The 19063-nt window shown below is 42.4% G+C and carries 16 protein-coding genes, 1 other RNA gene and 3 pseudogenes; 14 read left to right on the forward strand and 6 right to left on the reverse strand.

Annotated elements, in window-relative coordinates:
• Nucleotides 1–19 precede the first annotated feature (19 nt).
• Nucleotides 20–1375 (forward strand): O-antigen ligase family protein, encoded by a 1356-nt coding sequence (locus QUB12_RS12890; protein WP_333145842.1) that lies wholly within the window; start codon nt 20–22, stop codon nt 1373–1375.
• 276 nt (nt 1376–1651) lie between these two features.
• Here QUB12_RS12890 and QUB12_RS12895 read toward each other — a convergent pair whose 3' ends face one another.
• Both QUB12_RS12895 and purD read right to left on the reverse strand, forming a co-directional pair.
• Nucleotides 1652–3817 (reverse strand): ATP-binding protein, encoded by a 2166-nt coding sequence (locus tag QUB12_RS12895; protein WP_333145844.1) that lies wholly within the window; start codon nt 3815–3817, stop codon nt 1652–1654.
• Nucleotides 3818–3987: 170 nt separating this feature from the next.
• The gene (gene purD / locus QUB12_RS12900; RefSeq protein WP_333145846.1) at nt 3988–5268 is read right to left on the reverse strand and encodes a phosphoribosylamine--glycine ligase; all 1281 of its coding nucleotides are present in this window, start codon (nt 5266–5268) and stop codon (nt 3988–3990) included.
• A 338-nt stretch (nt 5269–5606) separates the two neighbouring features.
• On the opposite strand from purD, the gene QUB12_RS12905 reads away from it, so the two are divergent.
• Together QUB12_RS12905 and ssrS are read left to right on the forward strand one after the other, a co-directional pair.
• Nucleotides 5607–6869 carry a 5-(carboxyamino)imidazole ribonucleotide synthase gene (locus tag QUB12_RS12905; RefSeq protein ID WP_333145850.1) on the forward strand — a complete coding sequence of 421 codons (1263 nt, stop codon included), beginning with the start codon at nt 5607–5609 and terminating at the stop codon, nt 6867–6869.
• 50 nt (nt 6870–6919) lie between these two features.
• A non-coding RNA gene (gene ssrS / locus QUB12_RS12910) (6S RNA) lies at nt 6920–7179 on the forward strand.
• A gap of 539 nt (nt 7180–7718) precedes the next feature.
• Here ssrS and QUB12_RS12915 read toward each other — a convergent pair.
• Nucleotides 7719–8408, reverse strand: a complete 690-nt coding sequence (locus tag QUB12_RS12915) for a transposase (protein ID WP_333145853.1) — start codon at nt 8406–8408, stop codon at nt 7719–7721.
• A 940-nt stretch (nt 8409–9348) separates the two neighbouring features.
• Nucleotides 9349–10617, reverse strand: a pseudogene (locus QUB12_RS12920) (IS4 family transposase).
• Nucleotides 10618–10658: 41 nt separating this feature from the next.
• Here QUB12_RS12920 and QUB12_RS37590 point away from each other — a divergent pair.
• From QUB12_RS37590 to QUB12_RS12955, 8 genes and pseudogenes are all read left to right on the forward strand, one after another.
• Nucleotides 10659–10832: a helix-turn-helix domain-containing protein gene (locus tag QUB12_RS37590; protein ID WP_445252083.1), complete on the forward strand. Its 174-nt coding sequence runs from the start codon at nt 10659–10661 to the stop codon at nt 10830–10832.
• 51 nt (nt 10833–10883) lie between these two features.
• Complete coding sequence (locus QUB12_RS12925) at nt 10884–11108, forward strand: hypothetical protein (RefSeq protein ID WP_333145855.1); 225 nt, start codon at nt 10884–10886, stop codon at nt 11106–11108.
• A 14-nt stretch (nt 11109–11122) separates the two neighbouring features.
• Entirely contained in the window at nt 11123–11488 is a 366-nt protein-coding gene (locus QUB12_RS12930; RefSeq protein ID WP_333145857.1) for a transposase, read from the forward strand.
• Between the two features lie 131 nt (nt 11489–11619).
• On the forward strand, nt 11620–12189 hold the full coding sequence (locus QUB12_RS12935) for a hypothetical protein (protein WP_333145859.1): 570 nt from the start codon (nt 11620–11622) through the stop codon (nt 12187–12189).
• Nucleotides 12190–12292: 103 nt separating this feature from the next.
• The gene (locus tag QUB12_RS12940) at nt 12293–12952 is read left to right on the forward strand and encodes a hypothetical protein (RefSeq protein WP_333301034.1); all 660 of its coding nucleotides are present in this window, start codon (nt 12293–12295) and stop codon (nt 12950–12952) included.
• Nucleotides 12953–13462: 510 nt separating this feature from the next.
• Nucleotides 13463–13819: pseudogene (locus QUB12_RS12945) on the forward strand (DUF4277 domain-containing protein); the annotation flags it as partial.
• A gap of 155 nt (nt 13820–13974) precedes the next feature.
• The gene (locus QUB12_RS12950; protein WP_333301032.1) at nt 13975–14352 is read left to right on the forward strand and encodes a hypothetical protein; all 378 of its coding nucleotides are present in this window, start codon (nt 13975–13977) and stop codon (nt 14350–14352) included.
• A 25-nt stretch (nt 14353–14377) separates the two neighbouring features.
• Nucleotides 14378–14878 carry a transposase gene (locus tag QUB12_RS12955; RefSeq protein ID WP_333145877.1) on the forward strand — a complete coding sequence of 167 codons (501 nt, stop codon included), beginning with the start codon at nt 14378–14380 and terminating at the stop codon, nt 14876–14878.
• 678 nt (nt 14879–15556) lie between these two features.
• Here the strand turns inward: QUB12_RS12955 and QUB12_RS12960 are convergent.
• Complete coding sequence (locus tag QUB12_RS12960) at nt 15557–16057, reverse strand: DUF6444 domain-containing protein (protein ID WP_333145868.1); 501 nt, start codon at nt 16055–16057, stop codon at nt 15557–15559.
• A 10-nt stretch (nt 16058–16067) separates the two neighbouring features.
• A complete protein-coding gene (locus QUB12_RS12965) occupies nt 16068–16280 on the reverse strand; it encodes a hypothetical protein (RefSeq protein WP_333145871.1) in 213 nt (70 codons plus the stop codon).
• A 469-nt stretch (nt 16281–16749) separates the two neighbouring features.
• Here QUB12_RS12965 and QUB12_RS12970 point away from each other — a divergent pair, with 469 nt between their 5' ends.
• From QUB12_RS12970 to QUB12_RS12980, 3 genes and pseudogenes are all read left to right on the forward strand, one after another.
• A complete protein-coding gene (locus QUB12_RS12970; RefSeq protein ID WP_333145873.1) occupies nt 16750–17067 on the forward strand; it encodes a transposase family protein in 318 nt (105 codons plus the stop codon).
• Nucleotides 17068–17232: 165 nt separating this feature from the next.
• Complete coding sequence (locus QUB12_RS12975) at nt 17233–17667, forward strand: ISAs1 family transposase (protein WP_333145875.1); 435 nt, start codon at nt 17233–17235, stop codon at nt 17665–17667.
• Between the two features lie 94 nt (nt 17668–17761).
• A pseudogene (locus QUB12_RS12980) lies at nt 17762–19063 on the forward strand (IS4 family transposase); the annotation flags it as partial.

Genomic DNA, 19063 nt, shown 5'->3' on the forward strand with positions numbered 1-19063 from the left:
TGATGATAGAGGTAAAGCCATGAAAGATATTTTAAGGGTACCGATGTTTGGGTTGATGCTATTGTGTTTAACGCTTATCGTCTGTGTGACTATTTATATTTTAGTCGCACGCCATCCCAAATTTGCTGCCACCTTAGAAAAGATTTTTGTGGGGATACTTTTTTTTACCATAACTGGTGGATCTGGTATCATAGCCATGCCCTTTACCAAACTTCATCCTAACGTTTTCTCCAACTTAGAAACTACACCCCCAACGATGATTGGTCAAATAGCCATTTATGGGGCCATGATATTAATGATATTTCCCCGCTTAACTAAAACTACCAAAAAGTTAGTTTATGTAGCCATTAAAGAAATTTCAGGAGACCCTTTTTTATGTGTTTTTTTGTTGCTGATGACTTTATCAGGGTTGTGGTCACAAACTCCTGAAATTTCTTTCCGGGCTAGTTTGGCTATTTGGGGAGTAACACTGGTTTCTATTTATGTAGGGAAACAGTATAGTTGGGTGGACATTTATGGATTATTGAGATGGCTAAGTGGTTTATTGGCCTTATGGGTAGTTGTGAAACCAAATCCCGGTCTCGACGGTTGTTGGTCGGGAGTTTTAGGCCATAAAAACCCTTTTTCTTTTCAAATGGCTAATACAGCTTCCTTATGGATTTTATATGCTGTTAAAGACCGTAAATATCGCTATTTATCCTTATTTATAACTTTAATAGCTTTAGTAGCATTGCAAAAAGGTTGTAGTGGTGCTAGTCGGATTTTGACAGTGGTATTAATCAGTTTGTGGAGTTATTTAGCCCTCTTAAAAAAATTACCTGTAAAATGGGCTTTTGTCTGCTTTATCTTATTTTTGGTGGGTAGTATAGGTATAAGTATTTTGGTGTTAAATAATTTAGAGGCTATTGTTGTGGATGGTTTGGGAAAAGATATGACTTTAACGGGTCGAACCGATTTTTGGCCTTTAATTATTGATCGAGTTAATCAAAATAATCCCATATTTGGTTATGGGGTGGCAGGATTTTGGCAGCCTTGGCGTGGCTTGGAAAACCCAGCTTACGGAATTATAGTAGCTAAAACTGGTTTTGTGCCACCCCACTCTCACAATGGTTTTATAGATATTCTTTGCCAACTGGGTTGGGGCGGATTGTTGTTGTTGATTTTGTCATTTATTAATAATATATTTAGAGGTATAAAGTACCTAGTTAAAGAAAGTTTTCCCGAGTCAGCTTTGCCTTTGTATCTATTAACATTTATGCTAATGACTAATTTGACAGAGGGGGGATTATTTGGGGTTGGTACTTATTGGTGTTGGTATGTAGTTTTATCGGTAAAATTGAGCTTAGATACGACAGCTAAAGATAATCCACACTGATGATGTCAGCATTGGGTCAGGCTGATTAATCGGGAGGCTTGAGTGCGATCGTACCGTTTAGCCTAAACTCCAATGATAACTCAGTAGACACACCTAAAAAAACCGAACACCCAGAACCCAGACTTCTTTAAGAAGTCTGGGTTCTAATAGCCATCGGGTTTGACGTTGAATAGGGTTAATTTACCAGAACTTACGCAACCATCCTATGAAGAGGGGCAACCACGGGGGATTGCCCCTACCAAACGCTATATGTAGAAGGCTGTGGGTAAGTCCTCTTTACTTAATATGACTCGCAATTGTTTCACTTTCCACCGTTGCTTCCACGGGCCAAGAATTTTCCATCTCTACTGTGTGTTTCGGCTGATAAACTGCCAAGTCAAACCAGAAAGTCGTACCCACATTAACTTCGCTAACTAAATTAATTTTAGTGTGGTGCTTGTCAATAATGTTTCTGACAATAGAAAGACCTAATCCCGTTCCTTCTAGGGTGTGTACTCGGTTTTCTACCCGGAAAAAGCGATCGAAGATTGCTTGTTGGTCTTCAGGATCTATGCCAATTCCAGTATCAGAAATTTCGATCCGCACTACCGGAAAATGTTGGGCATCCGGTGACAAGTTTTGGTTCCCGGATTGGCCGTCTTTGTGGGTGGGCGCCTCCGACTCTAGCAAATACGCTCGAATTGCCACCTTGCCGCCGGACTGAGTAAATTTTAAGGCATTTCCTACTAAATTTGCAAATACTTGCAGTAACAAATCGTAATGACCTAACGCAGGTGGCAAATACGGGTCAACTTCTTGCTCTAATTCAATGCCTTTATCCTTAGCATTTAACTGATAAGTCCGCAGGGTTTGTTCCACAGCTTGCGGGAGGTCAACAGCCTCCAAGTGATAAACTCGGCAGGATTCCAGCCGCGACAAGTCTAACACGTCGTTAACTAAACGAGTTAGTCGATCGGTTTCTCGATTGGCAATTTCTAGGAATTCCCTGCGCTCGCTTTCTAGAAGGTCTTCTCCGTACTCGTGAAGAGTCTCGATAAAAGATTTGATATTAAATAAAGGTGTTCTCAATTCGTGAGAAACATTGCTGATAAAATTGCTTTTAGCCTCATTTAGTTCTACTTCCCGAGTGATGTCCTGCACTGTCATTGCAATGCCTTTGAGACTTTCTCGGTAATTCCCTGAACCTTGATGCTTGGAGGTTTGCTCGTAGAAAGTACACTCTACAGCTACCGGGCGTTGTGGCTCAGTACAGGTATCTTCCTCATGGCGGATGCAGCTTCTGCACAGCGGTTCAGCACCGGGCGCTTTGTGCAGAATGACTGTAGTTAAAACAATCCGAATTGTACGGTTAACTGGTTGGCTCATAGAGATGCGAAATTCGCCGCCGTCGCGATCGCCCGCAGCTATTTCCTGCAACGGTCTCCCCAACTCCTGCTGCACTTCCGAAGGCAAAATGTTCAGAACATTTACTCCGAGCGCATTTTTGCCTTCCCATCCAAAAATCCGCATCCCCGTCGGATTAACTAAAATCACCTGCAAATTTGCGTCTAATAAAAGCGCGCCATCAGCAATCGTTGATACCAAAGTTTCTAACTTAGCTTTTTCCGCTGTCAGCTCTTCAATATTTTGTTCTTCATAACTTTCGAGTTTCTGGGCCATTTCATTAAAACTGCCAATTAACTCGCCCAATTCTCCCCCTAAAGGCAGGTCAACTCGCTGCTTAAAATTCCCGCTGGCGATATTTTTAACCCCGAAGACTAATTGTTTGATCGGCTGAGTAATTGTCAGGGCATTAAATACAGCTCCCAAAATTACCATCACCCAAATAGTGACAAATACTGCTAAAGTGACATCCCTAGTCAGATTTGAAGAGATAACGGCTGCGGGATTGGGGTTAATGCCGATCGCCAAAACTCCCAAATATTTGTCTTCATGAATTAACGGCACAAACACATCGGTCACTTCTCCATCTGGCGTCAAATGCTGCCGTACCAAAGGCAAAGAAGTTAAATTTCTCGCTTCAATATCGGCGAGAAAATTATCGGGAAGTTTGATCTGGCGGCGCAGCGTCAGGGAAGTTTGCACCTCCGATTCCGAAAATGGTATCCCCAGGAAAATATCTCCCGCTTCGTCTGCATAAAGCATATAGCGGACGCTGGAGGTGCTGCTGTAAAATTGGCGGGAAAAGCGGGCGACTTCGGAGCGATCGTTTTTGGCAATGAGCGGCGCCACATTTGCCGCCAACAGCAGGCCGAGGTCTCGGCCGTAGCGAGTATCGTTAAGTCGGGCGTCTTGCTGGATAGTATTGACGGCCCAGAATGTCAGGCCGCTCATAATTAACGACACTACGAGGGTAGCACCGGCCATCAGGCGGGTCTGGAGGGTAAAATCCGACCACCAGCGGGCAATAATTTCTCCGATTTTGTTTAGTATGGCCAGCATTTCACCAGTTCACCCGTTCAATATTAAAAGCAAGATCAATTCCGTTGGCTCCCGATCGAATTTTCTGCTGCGACTTGTCCGCTACCGCCACCGCAGAGATACCAAACTTCATTGTTACATTTCTACATTGAGATTGCTTGGCTTTCGGATGGCGGCCGATGTCGCAATTCCTAATTTTTATCGCCCAGAGCTCGGCGACCGATGTCCCGGCGGCAGTAGACCCCTTCAAATTGGATGCAATCCACTGCTGCATAAGCCTTGGAAATAGCTTGTTCCAAAGTTTCTCCTGTCGCAGTGACGCCCAAAACCCGGCCGCCGTCGCTCACCAACTCCTGGTGCTTCAACTGGGTGCCGGCGTGAAACACTTCTGCTCCTTTGGCTTCAGCTTCCTCGATACCTGTAATAACTTTGCCTTTTTGATAACTTCCAGGATAGCCTCCAGAAGCCAAAACTACGCAAACAGAGGCCCCCGACTTCCAGCGAATAGAATATTCACCGAGACGCTGCTGACAGCAGGCCAGCACCAAATCTTCTAAAGGAGTTTCCAGAAGCGACAAAACCGCTTGAGTTTCGGGGTCTCCGAAACGGCAGTTGAATTCTAAGACTGTGGGTTCTCCTTCGGGCGTAATCATTAAACCTGCGTAGAGTACACCCCGGTAGTCGATTTTGCGTTTTTGCAGTGCTGCGAGGGTGGGTTCGAGAATTTCTTCTTGAATCCTTTCCATGAGTTCCGGGGTGACGATGGGCGCTGGGGCGTAGGCTCCCATACCCCCGGTGTTGGCTCCCTTGTCGCCTTCGCCGATAGCTTTGTGGTCTTGGGCCGGCAGCAATGGTTCTACTGTGATGCCGTCGGTGAGGGCGAGAATCGAGACTTCTTGACCTGTTAAGAATTCTTCGACGACGACTCGGATGTTGTCTGTGCCGAATTCGCCTCGGAAAATGGTGTTGATGGCGCTGTGAGCCATTTTGACGGTGGTGGCAACGGTGACTCCTTTGCCTGATGCGAGTCCGTCTGCTTTGATGACTATTGGGGTTCCTTGTTCCAGAACGTATGCTTTTGCTGCTTCTGCGTCTGTAAATACGGCAGCTTTGGGTGTGGGGATGCCTGCTTCGAGCATCAGTTCTTTGGCCCAGGATTTGCTGGATTCAATTTGGGCGCCGGCTTTGGTGGGGCCGAAAATCATCATTTTTCGCTGTTGGAAATAGTCGGCGATGCCTAGCGATAGGGGCAATTCGGGGCCGACGATGACTAATCCGATGTTGTTGACCATCACAAAGCGTTCGATGCCTTGGAAGTCGTCGATGTTGAGCGACAGATTCTGACAGCCTGGGGTGGTAGCTGTGCCGCCGTTGCCCGGTACGCAGAATACTTGTTTAATCCGCGTAGATTCTAGCAGTTTTTTTGCGATCGCGTGTTCGCGACCTCCGTTTCCCACAACTAAAACTTTCACAGTATCCTCACCTATAAATTTTGTTCCCTGAATGTCTGATTTTCAGTGTTGGCATCTGTCTATCTGCTTTTTGCAGTGCTGTCAATTATGCCATGCTTGGCGCTAGGGAATTGCTAGATGTGGCACTTTTCTGGAGGAGTGGGCTTCGACGGCTGTTTCTCAATGGCTGGGAGCGTGCAATAATTAAAGACTTTAGCAGCCCTATTTTGCTGGGTTCGGCCTCGATTTAATCATGCAATTAAAACTCTTTTTTGGCTTTGAACTCTTCAATTACTGTAATTCATCCGGGGGCAAATAGCGATAAGATAGGCAGGTTGACTCTGCGGAATTTTACTCACATGAAATCAAATCAAACCGCTGCGAGTTCGTCTGCCAAATTTAAGCGGGTGGGCGTTGTCGGCGGCGGCCAGCTAGCTTCGATGATGGGGGATGCTGCTAGGGCACTCGGTATTGAATTGGTAGTACAAACTCCTAATGCTACTGACCCGGCAGTTTCTGTTGCTGCTGGTGCTGTTTTGGCGGCTGTTGATGATGTTTTGGCTACGGCTCAATTGGCTGCTGGCTGCGATGTTATTACTTTTGAAAATGAGTTTGTGAATTTGGATGGTTTGCGGCCGCTAGAACGGCAAGGTGTGTTATTTCAGCCGAGTTTGTCGTCGCTTTCTCCTTTGTTGGATAAGTACGTTCAACGCTGTTATTTACAAGGTTTGGGTTTGCCAACTCCGAGGTTTTGGGAATGGGATGGCAGCGCGGATTTGCCCCCGGAATTGTTTAAGGCGGTGGCGATCGACTTTCCGGCAATTTCTGTTTCCGACAGCGTGCAGATGGAAGGAGACTCGGATGCTGGGTCGATCGACTTTCCCTTTGTCGTCAAAGTTCGCCGCCACGGTTATGACGGCCAAGGTACTTTTATTGTTAATGATCGGGGGAGTTTTGAGTCAATTCGTGCTAAGCTCAAGGGTCAGTCTTTGCTAGTGGAAGAGTTTGTGCCGTTCGATCGCGAGTTGGCTGTGATTGCAGCTCGATCGGCAACTGGCGAAATTGCGATTTATCCGATAGTGGAAACTCAGCAGCAAAATCAGGTTTGTCATGTGGTGATTGCGCCCGCTGATATTAGTTTAGATGTGAAAACAGAAGCTTGTGCGATCGCCCGCACTCTCCTCAACAGCTTAGAAGCTGTCGGCGTATTCGGCATTGAATTATTTTTAACCGCTGATAATAAGCTGTTAGTCAATGAAATTGCACCCCGTACCCACAACTCGGGACATTTTACGATCGATGCCTGTGAAACTTCACAATTTGAACAGCATTTGCGTGCTGTTTGTCAACTGCCTTTAGGTAATTCGGCTCTGAAATGTGCAGGCGCTGTGATGGTAAATTTGCTGGGCTACGAGTCGGCTGAGTCCGACTATTTAGCAAAAAGAAAACAACTGGCACAAATTAGCGGTGCTTTTGTCCATTGGTATGGTAAGAAAGTATCCCGTCCGGGCCGCAAACTAGGTCACGTTACAGTTGTGCTCGACGCGGACTTGGTGGCTCAGGGGCGATCGTCAGCGGAGGCGATCGCTCAAACCGTAGAATCCATCTGGTATGCAAGTTAAATTGCTCGAAGGTTGCCAAAATCTGGTTAGTTGGTATATATTAAATAAAGGTTCTACTGCGACGTTGGTGACTGCCAATAATGTTTTTTTGATCTATAACTCTTAACTCTCGGGAATCAAGATGTTTGGACAGCAGTAAACTGGGCTTGTACCCATAAACTTTAAGTCCGTCTCCAGCTCTTACCAGAAGCCGGAGCAGACGAAGAAGTAAACTGGGCTTGTACCCAGAAACTTTAAGTCCGAGCCAACGGTACCCACCTGGTAAAATACCAGGTCAAAAGCTGAGGTAAGACGGCGTTGCGGGGAGCCATTAAAATTTTGATTGAGATAGGCGCTGTGAAATATAGCTAGCCTATTTTTTTTTAGATACACGCTTTTACTCATAAGACCTCTTGCAAAAGTCCATGTAAATTATTGATTGATAATGAATCTTAAAAAAAATATGTCGGTTATTCTAAAAAATTCGCGCTCATTAAACGTTGATTTTAACCGATTTAACTGGAGCGCGTATCTTTCTTAAAATTTTGACATAAAACTCACGCTGGCTGGGCCTGCCTAAGCAGTTTAAAACAATTTTTAGAGGGTGACTTTTTACTTTCTGGATACAACATTGAGTTCATAATTAGTAACCGTTCAGGGGGTGCGCCTGGGGCGCACCACCCCAAGAGGAGTTTAAGCATCAATATGTTTGAGAGCTAACAAGAATGTAATCAGGAATTCTTTCGTGCATTGAATCACTTTTCCAGCATCACTTGTTGTCAGCAATCAAGTAATACCAATTCACTATGAAGGTACACTAAATGTAGGCTAAAAGTAGAGGAGATGCAATATCAATACTCCGGACAGTTTTTAAGCAGCCAGAGTACCATAAGACAAGACTGAAGGAAGGTTAGGGTGATTTAAAATCAAATCCGGGTCTAAATCTAACTTATCAATAAAGGTAGAAAGTAGATGCTTATTGAATTCCAGACGTTTATAAGAGGCCATAGAAAACACAAAGGATTTGGCAGATGAATGACAACTAGAGAGTTCATCTTTAGCTAAGTTTAGGGCAATTAGACTGGCATTAAAATGAAAATCAAGCCGTGGTAAATGACGAGCTTGACAATCAGACAATCCCGTAAATTGCTTGGCATCACCAAAGATAAATTCAATCGGGAAACGAGCCTGATAATATTCAAGAATTTGCTCAGGTGGTAGGTGAATATCAGTGCTAAACAATAAAGCATTTTTGATTTTGCCGTGGGCTTGAACCTCAGAGATACAAACCAAACAAATTGGGCAATTTAAACAACAACGACCCACCTTCAATGTATATAATGAAACTCCGGGTTTTAGGTCTTTAACAAAATTAAGACGACTCAAATCATGGCAGTCAACCTTACCATCATATTTACGTGGAGATCCCTGCTTCTTTTGTTCACCTGTATAGAGATAGCGTAGGTTAGCATCACTTCTTAACTTGCCAATAAAGTCTAAATTTAAGTCCCGCACAGCCTCCCAGAATTTAGAGCGATAGTAATAGCCATCAGCCACCATTTGGACGTACAGAAGTGGGGAAAAAATAACGAGTATTCTTCAAATGTTGTGCAGAGTCATCAACTCTTGTGATGTCAGGCTTTGAGCTTTGAGAGTCCGGGTTTTTGCGAGATTTTTTTGAGCTGTTATTCTTCGGGTTTTTGGGCAGTTTTTTCACGGGTTTTATTTGAGGGCGTGACGGAGTTTGTTGTACGCTTAAGCTATAAGATAAACGAGTCTCAATTTCGACAATAGAAATTACAGAAATTTCCCACCCCTGTTCCGATTGGGCGTAACCGCTCCGCCGCTCTAGTTACCAATCTGTAATCTCTAGTAAGCAATCTGTAAAAAGCAACCCCCTGCGGGGGGTTGCCAATAGGCGCTCTCAGAGGTATGACATAAAGTTAACCAAACCTAAACATCAACACTTCTGAGAAAACCCACTAATGAATAGGATGCCGAACGACGAGATATTTGTCCACCTAGAAGGCTTAACGAAGCAATTTGACAGTCTACGAAATTAAGTAGTTAAACAAAATTAATTACACAAACAACTAATATGATATAATAAAGTTATTACGTTGTACTTAGAGACGTTTTATATGTTTTTAATGCGAGATGTTAATCCACTTTCCTTGAAATTGCTAAACCGAATTTATCGCGAAAGCAGACATCATCAAGTGCGCCTAGCAAGCACATTTTTTAATCTTAGTTTCACAAGGTGTCAAAAATGAAAACTTGATGAAAATTTTTCAAGTTAGTTATAAGACTATGTATAACTCAATACGGTTCAGTTAAGGCTATGCAGTGCTTAAAACAATAAATACAGGAGGATTCATTATGATTCCAGTACCTCTGTGTTTAATTTATTTAGACCGAAATTTTGAGACAGGTTTTTTCACGACTCTGGGGTTGTTTCTCTGAGCCCTTTCAGGTAGAACTTGATCGAGAATCTCCAAAGTTAACCAATTAAAAAAAAAGGAAGTTCCTGTGGTTGTAACCGCTGAAATTTTGGGAGAGCGCGACGAATAACTCGTAGTGTTCCAGTAAAAGAAAGACGCAATGGTGAAACACATGCGCTGCTTACTGAAGAGAAAAATTAATGACCTTACCGCCCAATGTCCTAGTAGTAAACCATAAATTTCTTGTACCACCTCAAGAGGCTTTTGAGAACGAATATGAGTTTTTCTTCCTAATAAATGTACTTTCAGTTCATCAATCGTATTCTCAACTTCCCAACGTTGATGATATTCACAGGCAAGGAACTGGGCAGGAAATTTTTCCGCGTCCAACAAGCTGGTAATTAAACGATATCTAATTTGTGCTTCGGGGCGTTCGGGATGCTCAATTGTGTACTCAATTACTCTTACTTGTATTGGCTTAAATCCTTTTTTTCTTAACTTGCCAGATGGATCAATCCAACTTAAATATGAACCATCATCTAGTTGTGTTTCGTTTAAGAATTTAACGTTGGATGGAATTCGCACTCTTCTACTCACAACCTTTACTGAATGTGGCTTCTACCATCGCGTAAGAATGTAAACCTCTATCCCACATCAATAACATTCCCTCTGCCACTGAGCGTAACAATTTTAACGCTCTTACTCTTTCTCCTATTTTATATGGACACATTAAGGCATCAAATATTAAATGTGTTCCTGCCTCTACTAAAATCACTAATCTAGCTTTGGGGAACGCCGCTCTCGTACCCGGACGGCTACCTGGACGACCAAAAACTCTGGCATTTTCATCACCCAGACGGGAGGTCTAAGCAGGTTCCGTCTATCACTACGACTCTGAGTTCGTTGATAAAAGCTCCTACTGTTTCAACTGTAGCCATTGGTCGTACTAAGGAATGAAACAACTGTCTCATCACGCCCGCTCCTAATCTTTGTCTGGCTTGAGTAATTGCCGATTTACAGGGAAATCGCCAATATTTACCAATTTTTATCCATGCTTCATTAAGACCATCAATTAAATTTTTTAAGACCTCCCGCATTGAATCTTTTGACCACAGACTCATGGCGATTACCAGACACACTACCAGTTGTGCTGGCAGGACACGATGACGTTTCTCTTCAACATTTGTTTTCGCAATAGCTTGTTCGATGGCACTTGCTGGAATTGCTATCTCTATGGCCTTGAATATCTCCTTACTTGGGATTTTGGGAGATACTAATGAGAATTCTTTGAGATGCACGTTAACTTGCTCTCCTTTTGTGGACACCATACCTAATTTACCACGGTTTGAGCCTTAACTGAACCGTATTGATGTATAACTGGTTGAATCGATGGGAATATGAGGGAAGGGTCGGATTATACAATAAACCAGGTAGAGGCAGAAAAAAAACTTTTGATGCCGCACAATCAGCTCAAATTAGAGACTGGGTAAAATTGGAGCCAAGACAATTAAAGCAAGTAGTGCAAAATATTAAACAAGAATAGGATATTAATATCAGTACGGAAACTATTAAGAGAATAATTAACAAACTTTGTATGAGTTGGCATAGGATGCGTCGAGGTGTTGGTGGCAAGCCAGATCCCATAGAATACAAGGAAAAAACAGAAAAATTGTCCGAATTAAAACAACTAGAAGATGAGGAAAAAATTGATTTATACTATTTAGATGAATCCGAATTCTGTGGCATCCCTTGTCTCCCTTATGGATGGCAATATATTGTGAATATTTGTCAATTGAGAGTCGTAGAACTAAGCGTTTAAATGTCTTGGAAATCATGAATCCACAAAATACTCTTCATGCTTATGTTTCAGAGCAGACTATTAATTCTGATGTAATCATAGCCTGTATAGATACTTTCTTTGCTGTGGTGGAGCGGCCAACATTTATTGTAGTAGATCAAGCTTCTATTCATATTAGCAATGCCATTTTCGAGAAACTTGAAGAATGGCAAGAACGCGGTTTAACTATATTTGAATTCCCGACTTATTCACCTGAATTGAATTTAATTGAGATTTTGTGGCGGTTTATCAAATATGAATGGCTCCAAATAGATGCCTACTCTAGCTGGCAAGCTCTTGTTTCATCTGTCGAAAAAATTCTTAAAGAATTTGGAGATAATTATGTAATTAATTTTGCTTAACTACTTATGTACATACAGCAGCCACCACAGCCGTTGCTACTCATCAAGTAGAACAGGAAGTCTGGTCACGGATATTGCAATTAGGTCATCAGACTCTGGGGATGTTTTTCGCCCTCTGTGGGGACGGAGATATGGGTGAAAAGCTCACCTTACCGGATGGGAAAGAAGTCAAGCGCTTATCAACCCCTCATCAACGCGATTATCAATCTTTGTTTGGCGCATTCCAATTAAAACGAGTTGTCTATGGGAGTCGTGAAGGACAAAAAATAGTTTTTGTCCCTTTAGATACCCGCTTACAATTGCCGGAAAGTAAATTTTCTTATCTGCTCCAAGACTGGAATCAGTCGTTGGCTGTAGAGACCCCTTATAATCAAGTCAATGAAACCCTTGAAAAGATTTTAGGATTGAGTCAATCGACTGATAGTTTAGAGCGGATGACTCGTCAAATGGCGGCTGATGTTGCATCTTTTTGGGAAACTAAGCCAATTCCCTCACCAGCCGAAGAAGGCCAGTTTATTGTAGCGAGTGCTGATGGGAAAGGAATTCCTATCCGCATGAATGCTGACTCACCTGCGATTTTAGAGCATCGCCCCCGTTCAGGGCCCAAACCGAACCGTAAAAAAATGGCTATAGTTGGAACAGTTTACAGTATAGATCCGATGCCAAGAACTCAGCCAAGAAATCGTAGAATCTTTATTTAGAGACCCCCGTCAATCTTCTGAGAAAAAACATCGGGAAAAATCCCGACTCAAGCCGCAACACAAATACTTGAGAGCCAGCCTGAATACTGAACGAGATGGTGAAGTGATTAAGGCTACTCAAGTAATATTTGATTGGATGACCTGTGAAATTAAGCAACGAAATCCCCAAGCTATTAAGACTCTAGTGGTCTTGATGGATGGGCAAGCATCTTTGTGGGAACAGTCTGTCAGATCCCTAACTCAATCAAATCGCCTTGAGATTCTTGACTTGTTGCACGTCACCTCCCGCATCTGGACGGCAGCTCACTTGTTCTGTGAACCAAATAGTAACGATGCTATCGCTTTGGTCAAAGACTATGTGTTGCTAACTCTTCAAGGAAAGGTTGGTGAAATGATAGAAATTTGGCAAAAAATGGCCAAAAATCGTCGCTTCAAAGGTCAGAAACAGGAATATCTGCAAAAACTCATAAACTACTTTGAAAATAATAAAAATCGGATGCGCTATGATATCTACTTGGCAGCGGGTATCCCATTGCTTCTGGAGTTATTGAAGGCGCTTGTCGGCATGTTGTTAAAGACCGACCGGAACGAGCTGGTATGCGCTGGACAATTCAGGGGGGCACAGGCGATGTTAGAGCTACGCAGCACCTATCTCAATAGAGATTGGGATAAGTTTATTAAGTTTCGCATCCAGAATCAACATGAACGCTTATATCCTTATCGTAGTTTAGTGGAAACAACGCCGTGGCCAATGGCTGCTTAACGGGAATGAGCGGACGACCGATTACGCCCGTTCCGATTTACCAGCTACATCATTATAAAAATGTAAGGATTCAGGTCTGAAAAAGGGGAATGAGCGAGCGGCATAGCCAAGTCACAAGAATGGGCATTCATAGCCTCACGGAAAAAAGCCATTACTGAACGAGCTTGAAAACGACAGGTTTGAACCCACATTCCGCACCCTCAACTGGCACATAGGCGGATGGAGGGGTAAAAGTGAATCATCCGAGACAAAGCGTGAGTAAAAAATACTCAATAATTTCGGTCACACTCCCATCATGAGCGTTAAAAATTCCTGACAAGAGAAGTGAGGGCATGAGTTAAATCTGATATGAGTTAAAATTGCGAGGGGTAAAAACCCAGTTTATGACGTATTCGTAACCGGAACGATCACGAAAAGGCATTAATTCAGATCGCAACCATAGCCAATTATCACCAAGAATAGTGTAAACTGGCGAGAGCGATGAACGCTCAAATTAGGATTTAGCAGCCCATGCAGAAAGCATCTGAGATGAAAGTAGAAAACCTCGATCATCTGGGATTGATAGCTGGTCTAATTGATGAAATAGGAATTGTCCAAAAAATCAATGAATTAGTAGGCGAACAACCGGGCGAAATAGTCAGTCCCGGCCTGGTAGTCAAAGCCATGATTATCAATGGATTAGGGATGGTTTCCGCCCCATTATATTTATTTTCTAAATTTTTTGAAGGAAAAGCAATAGAACATTTACTTAGAGCAGGGATTCAAGCATCGCATCTCAATGATGACCGTTTGGGCAGAGTATTAGATAAATTATATTTGGCAGGAGTTACGGAAATATTCACAACTATTGCGTTAGAAGCAGCTCAAAACTGTAGTTTAGACTAACCAAAGATGAGAACGGTGGCAAAAGAAGAACTAAAGCCACCGCGCCAGGAGAAAATGAGGGTGAAAACAAAACCTATCCACTCCTTAAATGAACAGTGAACGATTAAAGGACTTTCCTGGGAGCAGCATACGAATTATTGGTGCAAGCCAAGGATGCGACATTCGAGCTCATGGATGCAGTGATGACCACTCCGAATGTGTCGTGTTTAGCGGAATTTTCCCTCAATCCATTATTCAATCGTCAATGGCCGAGCGTTTATGAAGCCTTACAAGACTGTAGACCAGACCGAAAAAAACTGATGGAGTTGTATGGAGAGCAATTACAGAAAGAAGCACCCCCAACAGAACACATATTAGTAGCAATTGACCACACTGCATGGGCTCGACGAGATGCCAAAACCTTAAAAGACAGAACCCATGAATATCAGGGGGGCGTAATTATTGGACAGGGGTACAGTACCATTGCCTGGATACCTGAAGCACTCTTGAAGTTGGGCATTACCCCTGCTCCATGAAAGAATTAGTAGTGGGTCTTCACCCATACTTCAAGCAGCTTCTCAACTCAAACTTGTCTGTGAACAAAGCGTCAACCCAGTTTTAGCAGTTTTGGATCGAGAATATGGCAATGCAACCTGGGTATTAGCGCAAGCAGATATTCAAGCTGATTGCTTAATGAGAGTCCGAAAGAATGCCTGCTTATGGTCAGCACCACCAGCCTATAGTGGTCGCGGTAGACCACCCAAACATGGGCAAAAAATGAGACTCAATGACCCAAGCACATGGCTCGAAGCTGATACTGCGATTGAAATTGACGAAGATCCAGAGTTGGGACAAGTCCGAGTCAGACAATGGCTTGACTTGCATTTTTATCGTGCGGCCGAACATCCAATCAATTTAATCCTGGTGGAAAGAATGAAGCCCATGTCAAACGGTCAGCCGTTTCCACCCTTATGGTTGGCTTGGGTGGGAGAACGAACTCTCCCTAAGCGAAACTGTTTGGTTCAAATATTTACGACGCTTTGGAGTCGATCATTGGTATAGGTTTGCCAAGCAACGATTGCATTGGACATTGCCTAATTTAAGAACTCCTGAACAATCGGAGCGTTGGAGTGATTTAATGCCGTTGATGAGTTGGCAACTCTGGTTGGCCAGAGATTTAGTGATCGAGAATAGACTTCTGCAGGCAATCTGCTACTATCAATTTAACCCCTGGACGTGTTGCCCAATCAATGTTTTCGCTTTTAGTTGACATTGGTACTCCCGCAAAAATGCCTAAACATAGGGGAAAATCCCCCGGTTGGGAAAAAGGAAGGGTACGGACGGTAGCACCGCGATATCCCACTGTGAAAAAACGGGTTTCCCGACGTAAAAAGTCTTCAAGATTAGTTATTTAATCTTCTCCCTCTTGAGTTTTTGAGTAACAGCTTGCCGGATATTCAAAGGTAGCCACTTTTGGCTGCAATCATTTTTTAGTCTAAACTACAGACTCTTAGGGTTTCATCTACATGAACGTTTGATTGTAAAGGTGCCCATTCCCACAGTGCTTTGATAGCTGGCTTTACTGCTGCTGCTACTCGTTGATTGGTTTTTTGCAATGTTCCTACTCCCACTTCAATCCTGCCGAGTTCCCACAAAAGCGAGCGTCAGCTTGGAGTAGGAAAGATGCCCATAATTACCTAGCCAGACGCCGGGTGCTTGCAGATTAACACTTAAGTCAAGTCAAGGAACCACTCCCTGATGTGGTTCTCCTCTAACTACAGCACCACATTCTAGGCATTTACACGATTGTGTCTGATATTCGACGACTTCAATTGGTTGCGCCACTAGAGTTGCTACTTGCTGAGAGTGGATGTTAATTACTTCACTTAATTCTTGACTGCCACAATTGAGACAGATGTCGGGTGAGCTAATTTCGGTTCTGTCTACTCGTCCAAACCCTTTTCGGGTTTTGCCCTGATGACCTGGTTGTCCACCTGGTTTCTTTTTTTGGTCTGCTTCTGGTTTGACTGTTGGTTTTTCTGGTTTTTGGAGTAGATCCGTTGATGGAGGTTTTGATGAAGTTTGACTGGTGGTTCGACTTTTTCCCGTAGCAATAGCTAGTTTTTCTTGCAATTCTGCAATGATTTTTTGCAGCCCCAGTACCATTTCTACCAGTTCAGCTTGGCTCAACTGCTCTATTTCGGTTTTTTCCTTCTGTCTGGTGGCTGTGGGCTTTTTCATTACCTTTATTTTACCAGATGCCGCCACTTAAGTCTTTTTTGACCTGAATCCTTACATAAAAATAAGCCTTGCCATCAGTTTGTTTGCCGCTTTTTCTTAAAAAAGAACAATCAATAACAGCAATAATTGTGTGGTCAGGGTTTAAAGCAACACGCGAGAAAATATTGATTAAATTGTGGAAAGTTAAAGCTTTTGAGAAAGTGAGGACGGTAGGTTTTTTCACTCAAACAGCTATAACGACTGAGATTCGTGAAGTTGACCAAGCCAAACGGCCAGCAAAATAGTTGAGAATAATGTGATTAAAAACTTCTTTTGGGGTTGACTAATCCCTAGCATTTGTTGTAACAATACTCCGGACAGTTTTTAAGCAGCCAAAGTACCATAAGACAAGACTGAAGGAAGGTTAGGGTGATTTAAAATCAAATCCGGGTCTATATCTAACTTATCAATAAAGGTAGAAAGTAGATGCTTATTGAATTCCAGACGTTTATAAGAAGCCATAGAAAACACAAAAGATTTGGCAGATGAATGACAACTAGAAAGTTCATGTTTGGCTAAGTTTACAGGGTAAGCTCATCTAATTTGGTATAAATTGTACTTGACAAAAAGGGCAATTTATACGATTTGGCATTAGTGATTAGTGGTTATATAATGTTTCTTAATCATGCGTCATGACTGGTGAGGAAAAGTCAATGAAAAAAGGATTTGCTCCTGTTTCGCCAACCCAAAAATCAAAGAAGCAGAATAATCGGACTCAACTAATATCCGTCGAACATTTACAAGCGAGCTTATCAACTTATTTTGATAACATACAAGATCCCAGAGTAGACAGAACCAAACAACACTTACTTAAAGACATTCTCATCATCAGCATATTAGCTGTAATCGCCGGAGCCGATGGATGGGAAGACATAGAAAATTACGGACTCAGTAAGCAAGAATGGTTAGAGGAATTTTTAGAATTACCCAATGGAATTCCGAGCGATGACACATTCCGCCCTTGTATTTGAAAGGTTAGACCCTAAAATATTAGAAGAGAAGTTATCCCAATGGCTTCAAAAAATTATGGGTTCAGTTTCATCAGAAATTATCCCGATAGATGGAAAAAGTTTACGAGGCTCTTATGACGCCTGAAAAAGGTTTAAAAAACCTACATTTAGTGACAGCTTGGGCGAGTGAACAGCGTTTGGTACTCGGACAAGTCAAAGTGGAAGACCATTAATCATGAAATCACAGCTATCCCTGCCTTGCTAGAATTAATCGACATTACGGGAGCGATTATCACCATTGATGCGATGGGAACTCAAACCGAAATTGTGCGACTTATTCGTCAGAAAAAAGCGGATTATGTCCTGGCATTAAAAAGCAATCATCCTACTCTTTATAATCACGTAAAAGACTGGTTTAATATCGCAAGAACTCAGAAATTCATGGGAATTGAAGTGAGCTATGATTCCCGAACAGAAAAGGAACATCATCGCATCGAAACCAGAAAAGTCTGGGCGGTATCAGTTGCATCTTTAGGAGGACTTTATAAGCAAGAACAATGGGCAGGTCTTCGGACTATTGTGATGGTCGAAAGGATCCGTCATCCATTTGTGACAAGTTAAGAAAAAGTGCCAATTGTCAAGGGGTATACAAAAGAAAGGTAAAATAGGATGAAACCTTTGTCAGGCAAGCATTTGAGCCATAATTGAACCAGTTATGACTAGCAAAAAACGCATCAACCGAGATCATGCAAAGAAAAAAAATCGTCCCCAAGTAGAAAATGAAGCGATCGCGAATCACCTGGAAGATTTATTAATTCCGGCAATGGCGGCCCAAAAAACTTTTTATCGCCAACTAAATCTAAGAGATAGGATTCTGACACTACCATTAATGATGGCAGCAATCCGCCAGTTTATTATGGCGATCCGTAGCAGGAGTAACAGAATTAACCAGATTATTAAATAGAGAAGGATTTTTATGGTGTCAGCCACAAGAAATTAGCCAACAAGCATTGTCACTCATATTTTTAACTTTGACCGCAGTTTTATTTGAAAAAGTATTTAAAGAATTACTGCCTCATTTTCGTCGGAAATGGTTGATGAGAAAATCAAGAGCACTACCGGATAGCGTACAATTTGCCTTAAAAAACTTTTAAAATATCTGGATAGCAGATGGCTCAACATTAGAAGCATTATTTCGTAAACTCGAAAGTTTATCAGATGTGCCAATTGGTCAATTAGCCGGAAAAATGGGAGTAATAATAGACCTAGTAACTCATCTTCCAGAAGAAATTTGGTTTTGGACAAATCCGAAACAAGCAGATACTAATTGGGAGGAAGATTTACTAAAAACAGTTAAGCCGAAAACCTTACTATTATTGGATCGAGGCTTCTATCACTTCGCTTTTTGGTCAAAACTCATTTCTCAAGAAATTGGATTTATCACTCGAATCAAGAAAGGTGCATCTTATCAGGTAGAGCGGGTATTAACAAATACCTATGATATCAAAGACCAGATAATTAAAATAGGTGCAGGGACAAAAAAGACACCAGCTTTGACTATAAGATTAGTACAGATTCGCTCCAAGAGTTCCTGGCGTTCTTATCTGACAAGTGTCCAAGAACCCGAAGTGTTGCCACCCTATGTAGTAGCAGATTTATATCAAAGACGCTGGCGAATAGAAGAGGCATTTTGTCTAGTAAAAAGATTACTAAATCTCAGCTATTTATGGACTGGTTCCTTAAACGGAATCAAGCTACAAATCTGGGCTACTTGGCTATTTTATGCGGTTTTAGTAGATTTAGGGGATGCGGTTGCCGATGAATTAGGAGTACCAATTGAACGGGTTTCATTAGAAATGATTTATCGGGGGATGTATCATTTTTCTGTGGCCTATCAAAAAGGATTAGCTTCTGACCTAGTTAAGTATTTTGCCGACGATAAAAATCAAGATTTAGGGATTGTTAAGCGACGACGAAAACCTCATGTCAGGCTAATTATTTCTCCTTTCCCTGGAAC

Source organism: Microcoleus sp. B7-D4 (assembly GCF_036705125.1).
Taxonomy (GTDB): domain Bacteria; phylum Cyanobacteriota; class Cyanobacteriia; order Cyanobacteriales; family Microcoleaceae; genus Microcoleus.